Genomic DNA, 17266 nt, shown 5'->3' on the forward strand with positions numbered 1-17266 from the left:
CGCCGACCCGTCGGAGCGAATGTCGCCCAGGCAGCTCCCCGTTGTGGGTACCGTGAGTCTTGTACAACCATCAACCCGATGTTGAACGTTGAGCTCCGGAAGAAGAACGTGGAAGGCAACAGCATGAGTGAGTCAGGTTCCCCCGAGGAATCCCGCTACGAGCTGGGTCTGCTCTTCACCGACGGCCTGCCCGAACACGACGCCGACAGTGGCTACCGCGGCACCGTCGCGGCCAAGGCGGCCGGCATCAGCTACCGCCAGCTCGACTACTGGGCGCGCACCGAGCTGGTCGAGCCGACCATCCGCGGCGCCGCGGGCTCCGGCTCGCAACGCCTCTACGGTTTCCGCGACATCCTCGTCCTCAAGCTCGTCAAGCGCCTCCTCGACACGGGCATCTCGCTCCAGCAGATCCGGACGGCCGTCAACCAACTCCGCGAGGCCGGGGTGAACGACCTCGCCCAGACGACCCTGATGAGCGACGGAGCCAGTGTGTATCTGTGCACGTCGGACGACGAGGTCATCGACCTCGTCAGCCGCGGTCAGGGTGTGTTCGGCATCGCCGTCGGCAAGGTCCTCCGCGAGGTGGAGTCGAGTCTCGTCGAGATCGACAGCACGCCCGCCGCCGATCCCTCCGACGAGCTCGCCGCGCGACGCGGCACCCGCGCCAGCTGATCAGCCCCCGACCGTGAGACGCGGTCGTGGACGACGAAGGCCCCGCACGATGTCGTGCGGGGCCTTCGTCGTCGCGTCAGGGACGGGTGCCGGTTCAGTGGGCAGCAGGCTCGGCGTAGTCGCCGATCTTGGCCGTCCGCATGATGCGCTCGAGCAGCTGGTCGAAGTTGCGGGCCATCTCTTGTGCGCTCTCGCCGGGCCAGGCGTGGAGAGGCTTGGCCGCGCCCTGGGCCTGCTGCAGCGACGTGCGCTCGGGCAGCTGGGGCGACAGGACCAGGGGGCCGAACATGTCGCGTAGCTCCTTGATGCGGAACTGGTGCTCCAAGGACTGCACGCGGGCGCGGTTGACGATGATGCCGAGGGGCTGGAGGCGCGGTGAGAGGCCCCGTCGGATCTCCTCGATCGCACGGAGGGCCCGGTCGGCGGCGGCCACGCTGAACAGACCCGGTTCGGTGACGACCGTCACGCGATCGGAGGCCGCCCAGGCGGTACGGGTGAGGGCGTTGAGGGACGGGGCGCAGTCGATCAGGACGAGGTCGTAGTCGGCCTCGACGTTGGCCAGGGCCTCTTCGAGCTTCCAGATGTCACGGATCGACGGGTGCGGACCGTCGAAGTTGATGGCCGAGGGGCTGCCGATCATGACGTCGACCTTGCCCTGACGGCCCTTCGTCCAGCCGCTGGGAGCGATCGCCGCACGGACCGTCTTCTCTTTCGGCGACGCGAGGACGTCCGCGACGTTGAGGTGACCCGAGACGGTGATGTCGAGGCCGGTCGAGACGTCGGACTGGGGATCGAGGTCGACGACGAGGGTCCTGAGACCCTTGGCGAAGGCGGCCGACGTGAGTCCGAGCGTCACCGTCGTCTTGCCGACGCCCCCTTTGAGAGAGCTGACGCTGAGTACATGCACGACACAGACGATACCTTCACTACTGTTGAATCACCCAACAGCCACGTCGATGCGGTGTGCGTCCGCTTCCGCGAAACGTCCGCGCCAGCCCGGCCGTCGACGTCGTGGTGTCGCGACGCGTCGTCCGCACCACATCCAGACCCACCCCAGGAGGCGCGCCGTGAGCGTGAGACCCATCCGCCTGTTCGGCGATCCCGTCCTTCGATCGACGTCCGACCCCGTGACCATCGGTGACCCGCGCCTCGCGTCCCTGGTCGAAGATCTCCTCGACACCGTTCGCGAGCCGGGGCGGGCCGGGGTCGCGGCCGCCCAGATCGGGGTGTCGCTCCGGGCCTTCAGCTACAACGTCGACGGGCAGGTCGGTTACGTCCTGAACCCCGTCGTCGTCGAGATCTCGGGCGAGAAGACCCTGGTCGACGAAGGCTGTCTCTCGGTGCCCGGGTTCTGGTTCCCGACCCCGCGCCACGAGTACGCCCGGGTCGAGGGGGTCGACCTCGAGGGCCGCAAGATCGTGCTCGAGGGCACCGGGCTCATGGCCCAGGCCCTTCAACACGAGACGGACCATCTCGACGGCACGCTCTACGTGCTCACCCTCGAGCCCGAGACGAAGCGCGAGGCCATGCGCGAGATCCGTTCCGCCGACTGGTGGCGGGCCTGATCACCGTCCTCGTGAGGTGATGGTCCGCACCGACTCGGTGTCGGGGTGGGCCGTGTAGATGTCGGCGATGTGCTGGGCGAAGTCGTCCACCACGACGGCACGCTTGACGCTCATCTTCGGGGTGAGGTGACCTCCGGCCTCGGTGAACTCGACCGGCAGGATCTCGAACTTGCGGATCGACTCGGCCCTCGAGACCGCGGCGTTCGCGTCGTCGACGGCCCGTTGGACCTCGGCGCGTACCTTCGGGTGCCGGGCGGCCTCGGCGAGGGGCATGTCGGCCGCCTCGCCGGCGTTGTTCAACCACACGGGCAGCATCTCCGTGTCGAGGGTGATCAGGGCCGCGACGAACGGGCGCTGGTCGCCCACGACGACGACCTGCCCGACCAGGGGGTTCGCCCTGATCGGGTCCTCGAGAGCCGCGGGGGAGACGTTCTTGCCTCCGGCGGTCACGATGATCTCTTTCTTCCGGCCGGTGATGGTGAGATAGCCGTCGGCGTCGAGCGTGCCGAGGTCGCCGGTGCGGAACCACCCGTCCTTCAGGACGTCGGCCGTGGCCTCGTCGTCCTTCCAGTACCCCGCGAAGACGTTGACGCCCTTGACGAGAACTTCTCCGTCGTCCGCGATCCTGATGCCGACCCCGGGCAACGCCGGCCCGACCGTGCCGATCTTGAACTTCGAGACGAGGTTGACGGCTGCGGGAGCCGTCGTCTCGGTCAACCCGTAGCCCTCGAGGATGCGGATGTCGAGACTGCGGAAGAAGTGGCCGAGCCGCGTGCCGAGTGGGGCCGAGCCCGAGACCGCGTAGCGGATGTTGCCGCCCATGGCCTTCTTGAGCTTGCGGTACACGAGCCGGTCGAACAGTGCGAAGCGGAGCTTGAGGCCCAGGGGCACGGTGCCCTCGTCTAGTGCCTTGCTGTGGGCGATGGCGACGGCGACGGCCTGCCGGAAGATGCCGCCTCTGCCCCCGGCCTCGGCTTTCTGCTCGGCCGAGTTGTAGACCTTCTCGAAGACGCGGGGAACCGCGAGCAGGAAGCTCGGCTTGAACGAGGCCAGCGACGGCAGCAACTGCTTCGTGTCGGCCTGGTGGCCGACCTTGACCCCGGCGTGGACCGACATCACCGCGATGAAGCGCGCAAAGACGTGCGCGGTCGTCACGAACAAGAGGGTGGACGAGCCGGGCGCCACGACGTCGCTCATGGCGACGGCGGCGTTGCGGCTCGTCTCGACGAAGTTGGCGTGGGTCAGCACGCATCCCTTGGGGCGGCCGGTGGTGCCCGAGGTGTAGATGATGGTGGCGACGTCGTCGGCGACGGCGGCGCTGCGACGGGCTTCGAGTTCGTCGTCGGACACGTCGACACCCGATGCGGCGAGCTTGTCGAGATCGCCCAGGTCGACCTGCCAGACGCGCGTCACGGACGGCAACTCGGGGTGCACCTCGTCGAACCGCGAGAAGTGGTCCGCGGTCTCGACGATGACGGCCACGGCCTCCGAGTCGCTGAGGTTCCAGTGGACCTGTGCGGGCGAGGACGTCTCGTAGACGGGGACGAGCAGGGCACCCGCGAACCAGGTCGCGAAATCGATGAGGGTCCACTCGTAGCGCGTGCGGCACATGAGGCCGATCTTGTCGCCTGGTCCGACGCCTGCTGCGATGAGTCCCTTCGCGAGCGCTCGCACCTGCTCGAGGAACCGGGCGGCCGTGACGTCGCGCCACCCGCCCGTTCCGTCCGGCACGGAGAACAGGGGCTCGTCGGGCGTGGCGGCGGCCCGGGCGAGCAACAGGTCGGTCGCGTTGGCGGACGGGTCGGCGGGTACGGCGGATGGGACGATGTGTTCGTTCACGGCAGCTCCTTCGGTACCGAACGATGGTTCCACAACCCTAACGCGACCTCGCCGGGGGACGGTGCTGAAGGTGAACGGGCGTCGAGGATAGACTCGATCCTCGTGCAGGCAATCGGAATCGACATCGGTGGGACGAAGATCGCGGGCGGCGTGGTCACCGAATTCGGCGAGATCGTCGACGAAGAGCGCGTCGCGACGCCCGCGGGCGACGCGGGGGCGATCGTCGAGGCGGTCGTCGACATGGTCACGTCGCTGCAGGCACGTCACCCCGACGTCACCGCCGCGGGAGTGGCCGCCCCCGGCTTCATCGACGCCGCGCAGTCGACCGTCTACTACACGCCCAACATCGCGTGGCGGAACGAACCCCTCCGGGCGCGGCTGTCCGAGCGACTCGACCTGCACATCACGATCGACAACGACGCGAACGCCGCCGGCTGGGCCGAGTTCCGGTTCGGGGCGGGCCGTCTCGCCAGCGACATGACGATGCTCACCATCGGCACGGGGGTGGGCGGTGCCATCGTGGCGCAGGACCGCCTCCTGCGCGGGGGCTTCGGCACGGGTGGCGAGCTCGGCCACATGCGCATCGTGCCCGACGGTCTTCCGTGCGGCTGCGGGGCCCGTGGGTGCATCGAACAGTACGGCTCGGGTCGCGCCCTGCTGCGGATCGCGGGTGAGGTCGCCGACGAGGGTGGCGCCGGCCGCGTCCTCGCCGATCTGCGCGCCGAGAGCGGCGAGCTCTCGGGCCACGACGTCAGCCTGTTGCTCCAGTCCGGCGACGCGGGCGCCGTCGAGGCCCTGCGTCGCCTCGGCACCTGGCTCGGTCAGGCGGCCGCGTCGCTGAGCGCGATCCTCGACCCGCAGGTCTTCGTCTTCGGCGGCGGCGTGGCGCAGTCCGGCGAGCTGCTGCTCGCACCTGTCCGGGCGGCGTACCTCGAGCACCTGCCGGCTCGCGGCTACCACCCCGAGCCCGAGTTCGTGATCGCCGAGCTGGTGAACGACGCGGGGGTCGTGGGTGCCGCCGACCTCGCACGCCTCCACGCCGGCGACCGCTAGACTCCCGACGCCCCGACGAGAGGAGCACCGATGCTCTACTGGTTCCTGAAGACGATGGTCGCGAGTCCGCTCGTCCTGTCGATCTTCCGACCGTGGGTCAGTGGTCGCGAGCACGTCCCCGCGTCGGGTGCCGTCATCTTCGCGAGCAACCACCTCTCGTTCGTCGACTCGATCTTCCTGCCACTCGTCCTCGACCGGCGCATCTCCTTCCTCGCCAAGAGCGACTACTTCACCGGCAAGGGCATCAAGGGCTGGGCCAGCCGGCTGTTCTTCACGGCCACGGGGCAGCTGTCCATCGACCGGTCCGGGGGCAAGGCGTCCGAGGCATCGTTGGCGACGGGCCTGTCCGTCCTGGGCCGCGGTGAGCAACTCGGCATCTACCCCGAGGGCACCCGGAGCCCCGACGGCAAGCTCTACCGCGGCCGGACAGGGGTGGCGCGGATGATCCTCGAGGGTCACGTGCCCGTGATCCCCGTCGCCATGATCGGAACCGAGAAGGTCATGAAGACCGGGACGAAGATCCCGCGCCTGCACCGTGTCGGCATCGTCTTCGGCGAGCCGCTCGACTTCAGCCGCTTCGAGGGCATGGAGGGCGACCGGTTCATCCTGCGGTCCATCACGGACGAGATCATGTACGAGCTCAACGCCCTCAGTGGGCAGCAGTACAGCGACGTCTACGCGACCAGCGTCAAGGAGAAGCGCTCGACCCTTTCACGGTAGGCTCGCCTGTCGAGGTCGTTCGGCCTCGAGACCGTCAAGTGGCAAGGAAGACCGTGGCCCAGCTCACCGAACCGTTCGTCGTCACCGATCCCGACGTGATCGACGGTCTCGACCATTGGCGCACGCTCCCCATCAAGCAGCAACCCACCTGGCACGACGGCGCGGCCGTCGAGGCCGCCTCGGCCGAGTTGTCCACCCTTCCTCCGCTCGTCTTCGCCGGCGAGGTCGACACCCTCCGCACGCGGCTGGCGTCGGCGGCCCGGGGTGAGGCGTTCCTGCTCCAGGGCGGCGACTGCGCCGAGACCTTCGCGGGTGCGACCGCCGACCAGATCCGTGACCGGGTCAAGACCATCCTGCAGATGGCGGTCGTCCTCACCTACGGCGCGTCCGTCCCCGTCATCAAGATGGGCCGCATGGCCGGCCAGTTCGCCAAGCCGCGCTCCAGTGACACCGAGACCCGTGACGGCGTCACGCTGCCGGCCTACCGCGGTGACATCGTGAACGGCTACGACTTCACCCCGGAATCCCGACGCGCGGATGCGGCTCGTCTGGTGAAGGGGTACCACACCTCGGCCTCGACGATCAACCTGATCCGGGCGTTCACCCAAGGCGGGTTCGCCGACCTCCGTCAGGTGCACAGCTGGAACAAGGGCTTCGCCACCAACCCGGCCAACGCCCAGTACGAACACCTCGCCCGAGAGATCGACAAGGCGATCCGTTTCATGGAGGCGGCCGGCGCGGATTTCGACGAGCTCAAGCGCGTCGAGTTCTACACCAGCCACGAGGGCCTGCTCATGGACTACGAGCGCCCCCTGACCCGCATCGACTCGCGCACGGGCACTCCGTACGTTCTCTCGTCCCACTTCGTGTGGATCGGCGAGCGGACCCGCGACCTCGACGGCGCCCACGTCGACTTCCTCTCTCGGGTGCGCAACCCCATCGGAGTGAAGCTCGGCCCGACGACGACGGCCGACGACATGCTGCGTCTCATCGACAAGCTCGACCCCGAGCGTGAACCCGGGCGTCTCACCTTCATCACCCGCATGGGCGCCGGTACGATCCGGGATGCCCTGCCTCCCCTCCTCGAGGCCATCAAGAAGGCGGATGCGACGCCCCTGTGGGTGAGCGACCCGATGCACGGCAACGGTCTCACGACGCCCACGGGCTACAAGACCCGGCGCTTCGAAGAGATCATGGACGAGGTCAAGGGGTTCTTCGAGGCACACCGTGCCGCAGGCACCCACCCGGGCGGAATCCACATCGAGCTGACCGGCGACGACGTCACCGAGTGCCTGGGTGGTTCCGAGCACATCGACGAGGCGACGCTCGCCACCCGCTACGAGTCCCTCTGCGACCCCCGACTCAACCACATGCAGTCGCTAGAACTGGCCTTCCTGGTGTCCGAGGAGCTCGCGGCCGACTGAGTCCCACCGTGACGGCGACGGCCCCGGGACCTTCGGTCCCGGGGCCGTCGCACTGTCGGTGCCCTCGGCCTCCGAGGTGGCCGGGACTCACTCCACCCGGTACGTGAGGGCGATAGTCGTACCCTTGGTCGCGGTCAGGCCGGCCTCGGGATCGGTCGCGGTGACCGGCAGACGGGCCTCCCAGTCGTAGAACGCACACGTGAAAGCCGTGCAGTTCGGGTAGCTCACCCGGAAGCCGAGACCCTGCAACTGCGACGTGGCCGCGTCGATGGTCTTGCCCCGGACGTCGGGGATCGTAATGGGCGGCGGGCCCTTCGACACGACGAGGTCTACCGTGTCGCCCTGGTGGAGCGCCCCCTCGGCCTGCTGCTCGTAGCGGATGACCTCGCCGGAGGCGACCGAGTCGCTGAACTCCGTTCCGCTCTCGACGCCCGTCAACTGGACCCCGGTCAGGGCATTCTGGGCATCCGCCACGGAGAGGCCGGCCACGTCCGGAACGGGTCCGAGCGAGACGGTGAGCGTCACCGGCTGCTGTTCGCCGTACTGGGCGGCCCCGGCGAGATCGACCGGGGTGCCGGCCTCGTCCACGCCGCTGATCGCGAGGACGGTACCCGCGGCCGACGCGTCGAACTGGCTCGCCGTCGGCTGCAGGGTGAAGTCCGAGAGCGCGTCCGTGGCAGCGTCCTCGGTCTCGCCGACGACCGTGGGCACCGGCAGCTGCCGGGGTCCTTGGGAGACCACGAGGGTGATCGTGGAACCCTTCTGCACCCGGGTCGTGGCGTCGGGATCCGTGCGTGTGACCTGGCCCGTGGGTACCACCGGGGAGAAGTCCGACTGGGTGTCGGGTGCGACTACGAACCCGGCCGACGTGAGTGCGGCCGATGCCGCGGCGGGGTCCTGTCCCGACACGTCGGGGACGGACGTCTGCGCACCGGGCCCCGAACCGAACCACCAGCCCGCCCCTCCTGCGAGCAGGGCCACCACGACGACCAGGGCCATGAGCACCCGACCCCGTCGCCGACGTCGGTCGGCGACGGCGGCGAGCGTCGTGGCTGCGTCGTCGGGTTCGGCCTGGACCGGTCCGGTCCGGTGTCGTGCCTTGGGCAGGACCTGCGTCTCACCCGTGCCACCGGCCAACAGCACGGAGGTCGCGCCGGCGGCCGGGAGCACCATCGTCCTGTTGGCGGGCGGTCCCGACGGATCGGCGAGCACCCGCTGCACGTCGAGCAGCTGGTCGAGCAGCGCCCGGGCGTCCCGCGGTCGCTGCTCGGGGTCGCGTGCGGTGGCCCAGAGGACGAGCTCGTCCAGCTCGACCGGGACGCGGGGGTTCGCCGAGCTGGGGGTGGGGACCGTGTCGTTCGCGTGCTGGTAAGCGATCTGCATGGGCTGGTCGCCCTTGTAGGGCTGTTCGCCCGTGAGCATCTCGTACATCATGATGCCCAGCGCGTAGATGTCGCTGCGGGTGTCGGCGATGCCCCGGGTCACGAGTTCGGGGGAGAGGTAGGCGATCGTTCCCAACAGCGCGGCGCCCGTGGCCGTGTTGGCCGTCGCGGCCCGCGCCAGGCCGAAGTCGCCGATCTTGATGCGTCCGTCGTCGGCGAGGAGGACGTTCTCGGGCTTGAGGTCGCGATGAACGATGCCGGCGCGGTGGGCGGCGGCGAGGCCGGCGAGGACCGCTTCGAGGATGTCCATCGCCTGTTCGGCCGTCAGCACCTTGTGGTCCTGCAGGAGTTCTCGCAACGTGATGCCGGGCAGGTACTCCATGACGAGGTACGCCGAGTCGTCGTCCTGGCCTTGGTCGAAGACGTTGACGACGTTGGGGTGGGCCAAGCGGGCGGCCGAGCGCGCCTCCTGGATGAAGCGCTCCTTGAACGACGCGTCGTCGGCGAGGTGGCCGTGCATGATCTTGATGGCCACGCGACGTTCGAGACGCAGGTCGGTGGCCAGGTACACGGTGGCCATGCCGCCTCGGGCGATGCGTGAACGGACCTCGTACCGGCCCTCGATGAGACGGCCGATCATCGGGTCAGTCTGGTTCACGCTCACCCTCGTGATTTTACGGACCGAGGGCCGTGCCGGTGCCTCAACTCACCGCACGGCGGCAAACCGCCCGCCCACAGGTCGTCCGTGGGTCAGCGGAGGGTCGCGAGCCAGGTCGTGGCGGGAGCCTCCCACTTGGCGTAGGCGTCCGGGAACGCCGAGTACTGAACGGCCTGCGCCGCCTTCGTCAGGGACATCGACTGCCACCCCTTGACGTCGAGCAGGCCTCGCGTCTTGCCCGTGTTCGGGTTGCTCGCGCCGCCGAAGAAGAGCTTGGTCGCGTGCACGGGGTCGCGCAGCTGGGCGGGCGTTCCCCAACCCGTGCTCGGGCGCTGCTGGAACAGGCCGAGGGAGTCCCGGTCGCCGTGGTCGAGGTTGCGCAGGCTGCTCTCCTGTGCGGCCGCAGCCAGGGCGATGACGATCGCCCGATCTCCGACCCCGAGCTGGCGTCCCACCGAGATGATGGTCCGGGCGTTCCCGGCCTGCTCCGCCGTCAGCGTGGCACTGACTCCGAGCGGCGCGGCCGACGTCGACGCGACCACGGTCGTGGCTGTCGGAGCCGCGACACCGGGCAGGGTGAGGGTCTTGCCGGCGTAGATCGTGCTGGTGAACGAGAGCCCGTTCGCGGCGAGGAGGGCCTTGACGCTCGTGCCCGACTTGGAGGCGATGGAGGCGATGGTGTCGCCCCGCTGGATGACGTAGCTGCCCACGGCGGGTCCTGCGGCAGGGGCCGGCGTCGTGGCGGTGGACGCGGACGAGCCCGTCGGGACGGTCAGAGTCTGGCCCGGGTAGATGATGCTCGACAGTCCCAGCCCGTTCGCCTGGATGAGTGCGCTCGTCGTGACCCCGTGGGCTCGCGCGATGGAGCTCAGCGTGTCCCCACGGACGATGACGTACCGGCCGCCGGTCGCCTTGACCGGCGCGGGCGCGGACGATGGTTTGGCCGCGGCACTCGTGGCGGCGCTCAGGCTCAGGGTCTGGCCCGGGAAGATGGTGGACTTCCAGCTGAGGCCGTTGAGGGCGAGCACCGACGCGGTGCTCAGGCCGAACGATCCGGCGATGCTCGCGACCGTGTCGCCGGACTTGACGGTGTAGGTGGCCGGGGCGGCGCCGAAGACGCGGGCCGAGCTCGCGGCGGTCTCGACGGTGCCCGCGGTCTTCTGCTCGGGCGCCGAGAGTCGAGGGGGCAGCACGGGACGCGGAGACGCGTCGGGCTTCTTCGTCGGGCCCTGGTCGAGGGCGAACACAGGACCGGTGACGCCCATGCTCAGGGCCATCGAGCCCGCCAGGACGATGGGGACCGTGTTGAGCATCGACCGCGCCATGCGCGAGAGCGGCTTGCGCTCGTCGTCGCCACCGAGGGGGCCGAATGCACTGGTCGCTCGAACGATCGGGGTCGTCGCGGACTCGGAGTCGGGGCGGGCGGGAGTGACGTCGTTCATGGGCTGATCCTCGGTTCGGGGGCGGGGACACGGTCGCTGGGTGATCGGTGAGCCGCGGTGCCACGTCGTCCCAAGTTGGCACACGTGGATATCCAAGTCAATCAGTGGGGCGCATGTTGCCGATGTGACTCGCATTGGGGGAGGAGGACGAGGAGGCGCGGCGAGGGCTCACGAACCCGTGGCAAGGTTGTCGCGTGACCGATCTCTCTCAACGCCCCTGGTTCGCCGACACCGAATGGCTCACCGTGCCCGACCTCGTCGATCGGCTCGGCCTCGGGGTGAGCCGCGTGCGTCGGCTCCTCGAGGAGCACGTCCTCGTCGGGACCCGCGTGGACGGCGTCACGAAGGTGCCCGCCGTCTTCCTCGACGGCTCCGAGCCGAGGCACGACCTCCGAGGCACCCTCACCGTCCTCTCGGACAACGGATTCGACGACGACGAGGCGATCGACTGGATGCTGTCCCACGACGAGGCGCTCGGCACGAGTCCCGTCGCAGCCCTCCAGGCCGGGCGCAAGGCCGAGGTCCGGCGCATCGCGCAGAGTCTCCTCTAGCCTCGACGCCGTACCGGCCCTGCAGACCGTCGGACGAGAGGCGTCGAGCCGTCGCCGGGTTCAGGAGGCGCGGCGTGTGACGGTCTCGGCGAGTCGCGTCAACTGGGTCCGTGCCGACGGCGCGAGGCCGGACCTCTCGAGTGCGTGGACGGCACGCTCGACCTGATCGGTGATCGTCTGCTCGACGGCGTCGACGGCCCCGCTGTCTCGGAGCGTCGCCTGCAACATGCTGATCTGGTCGTCGTCGAGTTCGGGGTCGCCGAGGAGTTCGTCGAGAAGGCGGACGGCACCCGGGGGCAGGGCCCGACGAGCGGTCGCCACGAGGACCGTGCGCTTGCCCTCTCTCAGGTCGTCGCCCGCGGGCTTGCCCGTGACCGACGGGTCGCCGAAGACACCGAGGAGATCGTCGCGCAGTTGGTAGGCGATGCCGAGGGGCAGTCCGAAGTGCCGCAGGGACTCGAGGGCGGACCGGTCGGCGCCGGCCATCGCCGCCCCCACGGTCAGCGGGGCCTCGACGCTGTACTTCGCAGACTTGTACACGATCACGCGCTGGGCACGCGGCAGGAGCTGCAGCTCGTCGACGGTCTGCCAGGCGTTCTCCTCGAGGATGTCGAGGTACTGGCCCACCGTGACCTCGGTCCGCATGCGGTTGAGCTCGAGGCGTGCCGAGCGGGCGGCCTCGCGGGACGGGAGGGAGTCGAGGGCCTCGCTCAGCAGCTCGTCGCTCCATGCCAGCAGCAGGTCACCCATGAGAAGGGCACCCGATCGGCCGAACGCCTCGGGAGACCCGAGCCACGCCCCCTCGCGGTGCAGGGCCTCGAAGCGCCGATGCGCCGCCGGCAGCCCTCGCCGCGTATCGGAGTTGTCCATGATGTCGTCGTGCACGAGCGCCGCCGCGTGGAAGAACTCGAGCCCGGCCGAGGCGGTCATGACCGCGTCGATCTCGCGTTCGTCGCGGGACTCCCCGAGCGGGTCGAAGCCCGTGTCGAGCCCGGCGATCGACTGCCAGCCCCAGTAGCAGAAGAGGGCCCGGAAACGCTTCCCGCCGCGGAGCAGATCGCTCGAGTAGAGGGAGAAGGAGTCGAGGTCGGGAGCGATGCCCGCCAGGGCCGGTCGCTGCCGCTCGAGGAACCGGTCGATGCGCTCTTGAACGACGTCCACTAACCGCGTACTCTCAGCCACGCTGCCTAGCCTAGCGATAGCTGTCGGGCATACACTCGCAGCTACTCATCGCGTCGATCCCGAGGCTCCCGCCTCGCGCTTGAGAGCCCGTGCTCGAAGGGAACACCAAGATGCCACTTTCCGAACAGGAGCAGCGGCTCCTCGAAGAGATGGAGCGGAGTCTCTACAACAACGACTCCGACTTCGTGGCGACGGTCGGCAACCGGGGTGGTCGACCGAACTACACGCTCGTCGTGGTCGGGGTCCTCGGTGCGCTCGTCGGCATCGCCGTCATCGTCGCAGGCGTCATCTTCCGTCAGCCCTTGATCGGTGTGGCGGGGTTCGTGGTCATGCTCGCCGGCGTGCTGTTCGCCATCGCGCCCCCCAAGCGGAAGGGGTCCTCGACGGCCTCGATGCCGTCGGCTCCCCGTTCCTCCACCTCCCGCCCCGCGCACCCCGCCAAGGGGGGCCTGATGGATCGGCTCAACGACCGCTGGGATCGCCGCCAGGACGGCGACGAGCGCTCCTAGGCGCCACCAGCACCACGACCTCAGGGGTCGGCCTTCGGGCCGGCCCCTTTTTTCGTGCGCCCGTCCACCCCGCGGGAGGCGCGCGACACGCAGGGCGCGCCTCCTCGTCGCGGTTCTCCTCCACCGTCCTCCACCCGTGTGCCCCCCGAACTGGAGCGGATCGCAGGCCGGACACGCGGCAGAGGACCCGCCGTTTCATTGTCTGGTGGTGGGTTGTGGAGTAAAGTGGAGGTACGTGCCACAGACGGGGTGCGGGGCGAGGGGAGACGGGCGCATGTTCCTCGGCACCTATTCGCCCAAGCTCGACGAGAAAGGGCGCATCATCCTCCCCGCGAAATTTCGTGACGAACTGGCCCCGGGCCTCGTCATGACCCGTGGGCAAGAGCGGTGCGTCTACGTCTTCAGCCAGCGCGAGTTCGAAGACATGCACTCGCGCATCCGTCAGGCGCCGGTCACGAGCAAGCAGGCCCGCGACTACATGCGCCTCTTCCTCTCGGGCGCAAGCGACGAGATCCCCGACAAGCAGCACCGGGTCACCATCCCGGCGACGCTGCGCGAGTACGCCGGCCTCGGTCGAGACCTCACCGTGATCGGCGCGGGCAACCGTGCCGAGATCTGGGCGACCGACGCGTGGAACACCTACTACGAGGCCCAAGAGGCCGAGTTCGCCAACACCACCGAGGAGGTGATCCCCGGGCTCTTCTAGCCCGTGGGCCCCGACCCTCAGCCGTCTGCCCTGGCGCACCTTCCCCGGTGCCAGGTCCCGACGGATGGGGATCAGGGCCGACGAGCAGAGCCCGTGTCGTCATGGCCGATCAGATCCACACCCCCGTCCTCCTCGAACGCACCCTCGAGCTCCTCGCCCCGGCCGTCTCGCGTCCCGGCGCCGTCGTCGTCGACTGCACCCTCGGCATGGGGGGCCACAGCGAAGCGATGCTGCAGGCCTTCCCCGAGCTCACCGTCGTCGGGCTCGACCGCGACACCGAGGCCCTCGCCCTGGCGGGTGAGCGACTCGCGCCCTTCGGCGAGCGAGCCCGCCTCGTGCACACGACGTACGACGGCATCGCCGAGGCCCTCGACGACCTCGCCCTCGACACGGTCGACGGGGTGCTCTTCGACCTCGGTGTGTCGTCGCTGCAGCTCGACCGGGTCGAGCGCGGTTTCTCGTACTCGAAGGACGCGCCGCTCGACATGCGCATGGACCCCACCTCGCCCGTCACGGCGGAGCGCGTCCTCGCCGAGTACCCCGAGAGCGAACTGCGTCGCATCTTCTACCAGTACGGCGAGGAGAAGCTGGCTCCGCGCTACGCCCGGCGCATCGTCGAGCACCGGGCCGACTCGCCTCTCACCCGCAGCGGCGAGCTCGTCGACCTCCTCATCGCGGCGACTCCCATGGCGTTGCAACGCGCCGGTCACCCGGCCAAACGCGTGTTCCAGGCCTTGCGCATCGAGGTCAACGGTGAGCTGGCCTCGCTCGAGGCCGCCGTCCCGGTGGCCCTCGACCGTCTCGCCGTCCAGGGACGGATCGTCGTGCTCGCCTACCAGTCCCTCGAGGACCGCTTCGTCAAGCGCGAGCTGGCGGCCCGCACGACGTCCACGGCACCGCAGGGACTTCCGGTCGAACTGCCCGAGCACCGCCCCGACTTCCGCCTGCTCGTCCGGGGGGCCGAACTGGCCTCCGACGCCGAACGCGACCTGAACCCTCGAGCCAAGCCCGTGAGACTGCGCGCCGCCGAACGAATCCGGAGAACAGCATGAGCAGCAACCTGGCCATCGCGACCCCGTCGACCCGTCCGCAGCCGTCGTCCGCCCCGGCAGCGCGTCCGGTCGAGATCGTGACGAGTCGATCACAGCGACGGGCCCGACCGAAGATCGCCTACGCGCTCATCGCCACGGCGGCCCTGTTCGTCCTGTTGCTGGCCCAACTGGCCATCAGCATCGCCCTCAGCGACGGCGCCTACAAGATCTCCGACCTGCAGGCCGCCAAGACCGAGCTCGTCCGGGACCAGCAGAAGTACAGCGAGCAACGCGACGTCCTGTCCTCGCCGCAGAACCTCGCCGCCAACGCCGACGAACTCGGCATGGTCCGCAACTCGAACCCCGTCTACCTCGATCTCGCCACGGGTGCGGTCCACGGGTCACCCGCCCCCGCGGCGGGTGCCGACGAGGCGACCTCCGGCAACCTGATCCCGAACACGCTCCTCGAGGGCGTGCCGCTCACGACCAAGGCCCCCGCGACCTCCTCCGCGGACGACGCCCCTGCCGGCAGCGACCCCGGCGCCACGTCCATCGGTGCTCCGACGACGGCGGGTGCCGCGGCGGTTCCGACCGAGACAGGCGCGGCGGACGGGGGATCGGCCGACGAGTCGGTAGCGTCGGGCGCGAACGAGCTGGCGGCTCCTCAGACCCGCTAGCGACGTGCCGTCACCGGTACATCGATCGACGACAGCGGGTCGGGCAGGCGCCCGGCCGCGGTGAGGAACCTCTCGTGAAAGCAGCTCCCCGAAGCCGCCGTCTCCGCGTGACGCTGGCGATGGCGCTGATCATCGCGCTCGTCGGCGTGTTCGTGGTGCGCCTGGCGGACATCCAGCTCGTCCAGGCGGCCGAGTTGAACGAGCAGTCCCAGAACAAGCGCGAGATCGTGCAGACGACCTACGGCGATCGCGGCGACATCACCGACGTGGACGGCACCGTGCTCGCCGGCAGCGTCACCCGGTACAACATCACGGCCGCTCCGGCGTTCGCCACGACGGCGAAGGTGAAGGGCGACGACGGCAAGACCACCGAACTGACCGTCGACCAGGTGGTCGAGCGCATCGCGAAGATCACCGGGGGCGACGCGGTGACGATGACGAAGGCGCTGACCACCGACCCCGAGGCGAACTTCGCCTACCTGGTCAAGGGCGTCGACGTCGACGCCTTCCGCGAGGTCCGCGAGATGAACGTGTCGTGGGTGTACTTCCAGCGCCAGGCCGCGCGCACCTACCCCAACGGCGCGGTGGCGGGCAACCTGACGGGCTTCATCGGCACCGACGGGCCGCAGGCCGGACTCGAGCTGAGCCAGGACGCGTGCCTGGCCGGCACCGACGGCTCCGAGACCTACGAGCGCGGTGCCGACGGCGTCCAGTTGCCCGGCAGCACCGTCACGACCAAGAAAGCCGTCGCCGGCGGCACGCTCCGCCTCACCGTCGACAGCGACCTCCAGTACATGACCCAGCAGGCGCTGGGCGAGCAGGCCGAGGCCATCGGAGCCGAGTCGGCCACGGCCGTCGTCATGAAGGCGAGCGACGCCTCGCTGCTCGCAGTCGCCGACTACCCGGCCGTCGACCCCAACGACGTCAACGGGACCGCCGTCGACGACCTCGGCAGCAAGGCCTTCACCTACTCGTACGAGCCGGGGTCGACCTTCAAGGCGATGACCGCGGCCATGCTGCTCGACTCGGGCAAGGCCGATCCCGCGACGCGGGCGACGGTGCCGTACTCCCGCACGTTCCCGTGGGGTGGCGAGATCCACGACGCGACCTTCCACCCGACCGAGAACCTCACTCTGACCGGCATCCTGCGCGACTCGTCGAACGTCGGCATCTCGCTGCTCGGCCAGTCGCTGTCGGCCCAGCAACGTCACGACTACATGGTGAAGTTCGGTCTGAACGACCCGACCGGCGTGGCCTTCCTCGGCGAGCCCACGACGGGCATCCGGCCGGCCTCGCAGTGGGACCAGCAGACGAGCATCAACACGATGTTCGGACAGGGTGTCTCGACGACCGCCATCCACATCGCGAGCATCTACCAGACGCTGGCCAATCACGGCACCCGTCTGCCGGTCAACCTCGTCGCCGGGTGCACGGCTCCCGACGGCACCGTCACCGAGACCCCCTCGGCCGAGGGCACGAGCGTCGTCTCCCCGTGGGCCGCCGACACGACCGTCAACATGCTCGAGAAGGTCGTCAGCGACGGCGATCTCAAGGACGTCCTGACGATCCCCGGGTACCGCGTCGCCGCCAAGACCGGCACCGCCGAGGTCGCGCGCTCTGACGGAACCGGCTACGGTTCTGACCGCATCGTCTCGGTGGCGGGCATCGCTCCGGCCGAGAACCCGCAATACGTCGTCGTCGTGACCTTCACCAAGCCCAGTACCATCAAGACGTCGGCCGCTGCGGCGCCGACCTTCAACAAGATCATGTCCCAGGTCCTCGAGATGTATCGGGTCCCTCCGTCGACGGAGCCGGCACCCAGCCTGCCCGAGACCTGGTGAGAGAAGAGGATTCT

Annotated in this window: 16 protein-coding genes; 11 read left to right on the forward strand and 5 right to left on the reverse strand. The window is 69.4% G+C overall.

Annotated elements, in window-relative coordinates; translation table 11 throughout:
• Positions 1 to 123: 123 nt before the first annotated feature.
• A complete protein-coding gene (locus SZ60_RS07550) occupies positions 124 to 672 on the forward strand; it encodes a MerR family transcriptional regulator (RefSeq protein WP_043595057.1) in 549 nt (182 codons plus the stop codon).
• A gap of 94 nt (positions 673 to 766) precedes the next feature.
• Here SZ60_RS07550 and SZ60_RS07555 read toward each other — a convergent pair whose 3' ends face one another.
• The gene (locus tag SZ60_RS07555) at positions 767 to 1579 is read right to left on the reverse strand and encodes a ParA family protein (protein WP_043594909.1); all 813 of its coding nucleotides are present in this window, start codon (positions 1577 to 1579) and stop codon (positions 767 to 769) included.
• A 160-nt stretch (positions 1580 to 1739) separates the two neighbouring features.
• Here SZ60_RS07555 and def point away from each other — a divergent pair, with 160 nt between their 5' ends.
• Positions 1740 to 2237: a peptide deformylase gene (def, locus tag SZ60_RS07560; protein ID WP_043594910.1), complete on the forward strand. Its 498-nt coding sequence runs from the start codon at positions 1740 to 1742 to the stop codon at positions 2235 to 2237.
• On the opposite strand, the gene SZ60_RS07565 is transcribed toward def, so the two are convergent.
• Positions 2238 to 4076 carry a long-chain fatty acid--CoA ligase gene (locus SZ60_RS07565; RefSeq protein ID WP_043594911.1) on the reverse strand — a complete coding sequence of 613 codons (1839 nt, stop codon included), beginning with the start codon at positions 4074 to 4076 and terminating at the stop codon, positions 2238 to 2240.
• A gap of 102 nt (positions 4077 to 4178) precedes the next feature.
• Between SZ60_RS07565 and SZ60_RS07570 the strand changes: the two genes are divergently transcribed.
• From SZ60_RS07570 to SZ60_RS07580, 3 genes are all read left to right on the forward strand, one after another.
• The gene (locus tag SZ60_RS07570; protein WP_043594912.1) at positions 4179 to 5129 is read left to right on the forward strand and encodes an ROK family glucokinase; all 951 of its coding nucleotides are present in this window, start codon (positions 4179 to 4181) and stop codon (positions 5127 to 5129) included.
• Between the two features lie 30 nt (positions 5130 to 5159).
• Positions 5160 to 5849, forward strand: a complete 690-nt coding sequence (locus tag SZ60_RS07575) for a 1-acyl-sn-glycerol-3-phosphate acyltransferase (RefSeq protein ID WP_043594913.1) — start codon at positions 5160 to 5162, stop codon at positions 5847 to 5849.
• Positions 5850 to 5944: 95 nt separating this feature from the next.
• On the forward strand, positions 5945 to 7273 hold the full coding sequence (locus tag SZ60_RS07580) for a class II 3-deoxy-7-phosphoheptulonate synthase (RefSeq protein ID WP_043595058.1): 1329 nt from the start codon (positions 5945 to 5947) through the stop codon (positions 7271 to 7273).
• Between the two features lie 87 nt (positions 7274 to 7360).
• Here the strand turns inward: SZ60_RS07580 and pknB are convergent, their stop codons facing one another.
• Together pknB and SZ60_RS07590 are read right to left on the reverse strand one after the other, a co-directional pair.
• Positions 7361 to 9319: a Stk1 family PASTA domain-containing Ser/Thr kinase gene (pknB, locus tag SZ60_RS07585; protein WP_043594914.1), complete on the reverse strand. Its 1959-nt coding sequence runs from the start codon at positions 9317 to 9319 to the stop codon at positions 7361 to 7363.
• 86 nt (positions 9320 to 9405) lie between these two features.
• Positions 9406 to 10755, reverse strand: coding sequence for a LysM peptidoglycan-binding domain-containing protein (locus SZ60_RS07590; RefSeq protein ID WP_231567074.1), 1350 nt, complete (start codon positions 10753 to 10755; stop codon positions 9406 to 9408).
• Positions 10756 to 10949: 194 nt separating this feature from the next.
• Between SZ60_RS07590 and SZ60_RS07595 the strand changes: the two genes are divergently transcribed.
• Entirely contained in the window at positions 10950 to 11306 is a 357-nt protein-coding gene (locus SZ60_RS07595; RefSeq protein ID WP_043594915.1) for an Rv2175c family DNA-binding protein, read from the forward strand.
• Between the two features lie 60 nt (positions 11307 to 11366).
• Here the strand turns inward: SZ60_RS07595 and SZ60_RS07600 are convergent, their stop codons facing one another.
• Entirely contained in the window at positions 11367 to 12488 is a 1122-nt protein-coding gene (locus SZ60_RS07600; protein ID WP_043594916.1) for a polyprenyl synthetase family protein, read from the reverse strand.
• Between the two features lie 110 nt (positions 12489 to 12598).
• Here SZ60_RS07600 and SZ60_RS07605 point away from each other — a divergent pair, with 110 nt between their 5' ends.
• The 5 genes from SZ60_RS07605 (at position 12599) to SZ60_RS07625 (ending at position 17252) form a co-directional block, all read left to right on the forward strand.
• Complete coding sequence (locus SZ60_RS07605; RefSeq protein ID WP_043595060.1) at positions 12599 to 12997, forward strand: DUF3040 domain-containing protein; 399 nt, start codon at positions 12599 to 12601, stop codon at positions 12995 to 12997.
• Positions 12998 to 13271: 274 nt separating this feature from the next.
• On the forward strand, positions 13272 to 13703 hold the full coding sequence (mraZ, locus tag SZ60_RS07610; protein ID WP_043594917.1) for a division/cell wall cluster transcriptional repressor MraZ: 432 nt from the start codon (positions 13272 to 13274) through the stop codon (positions 13701 to 13703).
• 101 nt (positions 13704 to 13804) lie between these two features.
• A complete protein-coding gene (rsmH, locus tag SZ60_RS07615; protein WP_043594918.1) occupies positions 13805 to 14755 on the forward strand; it encodes a 16S rRNA (cytosine(1402)-N(4))-methyltransferase RsmH in 951 nt (316 codons plus the stop codon).
• Positions 14752 to 15411 carry a hypothetical protein gene (locus SZ60_RS07620; RefSeq protein WP_043594919.1) on the forward strand — a complete coding sequence of 220 codons (660 nt, stop codon included), beginning with the start codon at positions 14752 to 14754 and terminating at the stop codon, positions 15409 to 15411. Before rsmH ends, SZ60_RS07620 begins: the two co-directional genes overlap by 4 nt.
• Positions 15412 to 15485: 74 nt before the next feature.
• On the forward strand, positions 15486 to 17252 hold the full coding sequence (locus SZ60_RS07625; RefSeq protein WP_231567075.1) for a penicillin-binding protein 2: 1767 nt from the start codon (positions 15486 to 15488) through the stop codon (positions 17250 to 17252).
• The last annotated feature ends 14 nt before the right edge of the window (positions 17253 to 17266 follow it).

Source organism: Frigoribacterium sp. MEB024 (assembly GCF_000878135.1).
Classification (GTDB): Bacteria; Actinomycetota; Actinomycetes; order Actinomycetales; family Microbacteriaceae; genus Frigoribacterium.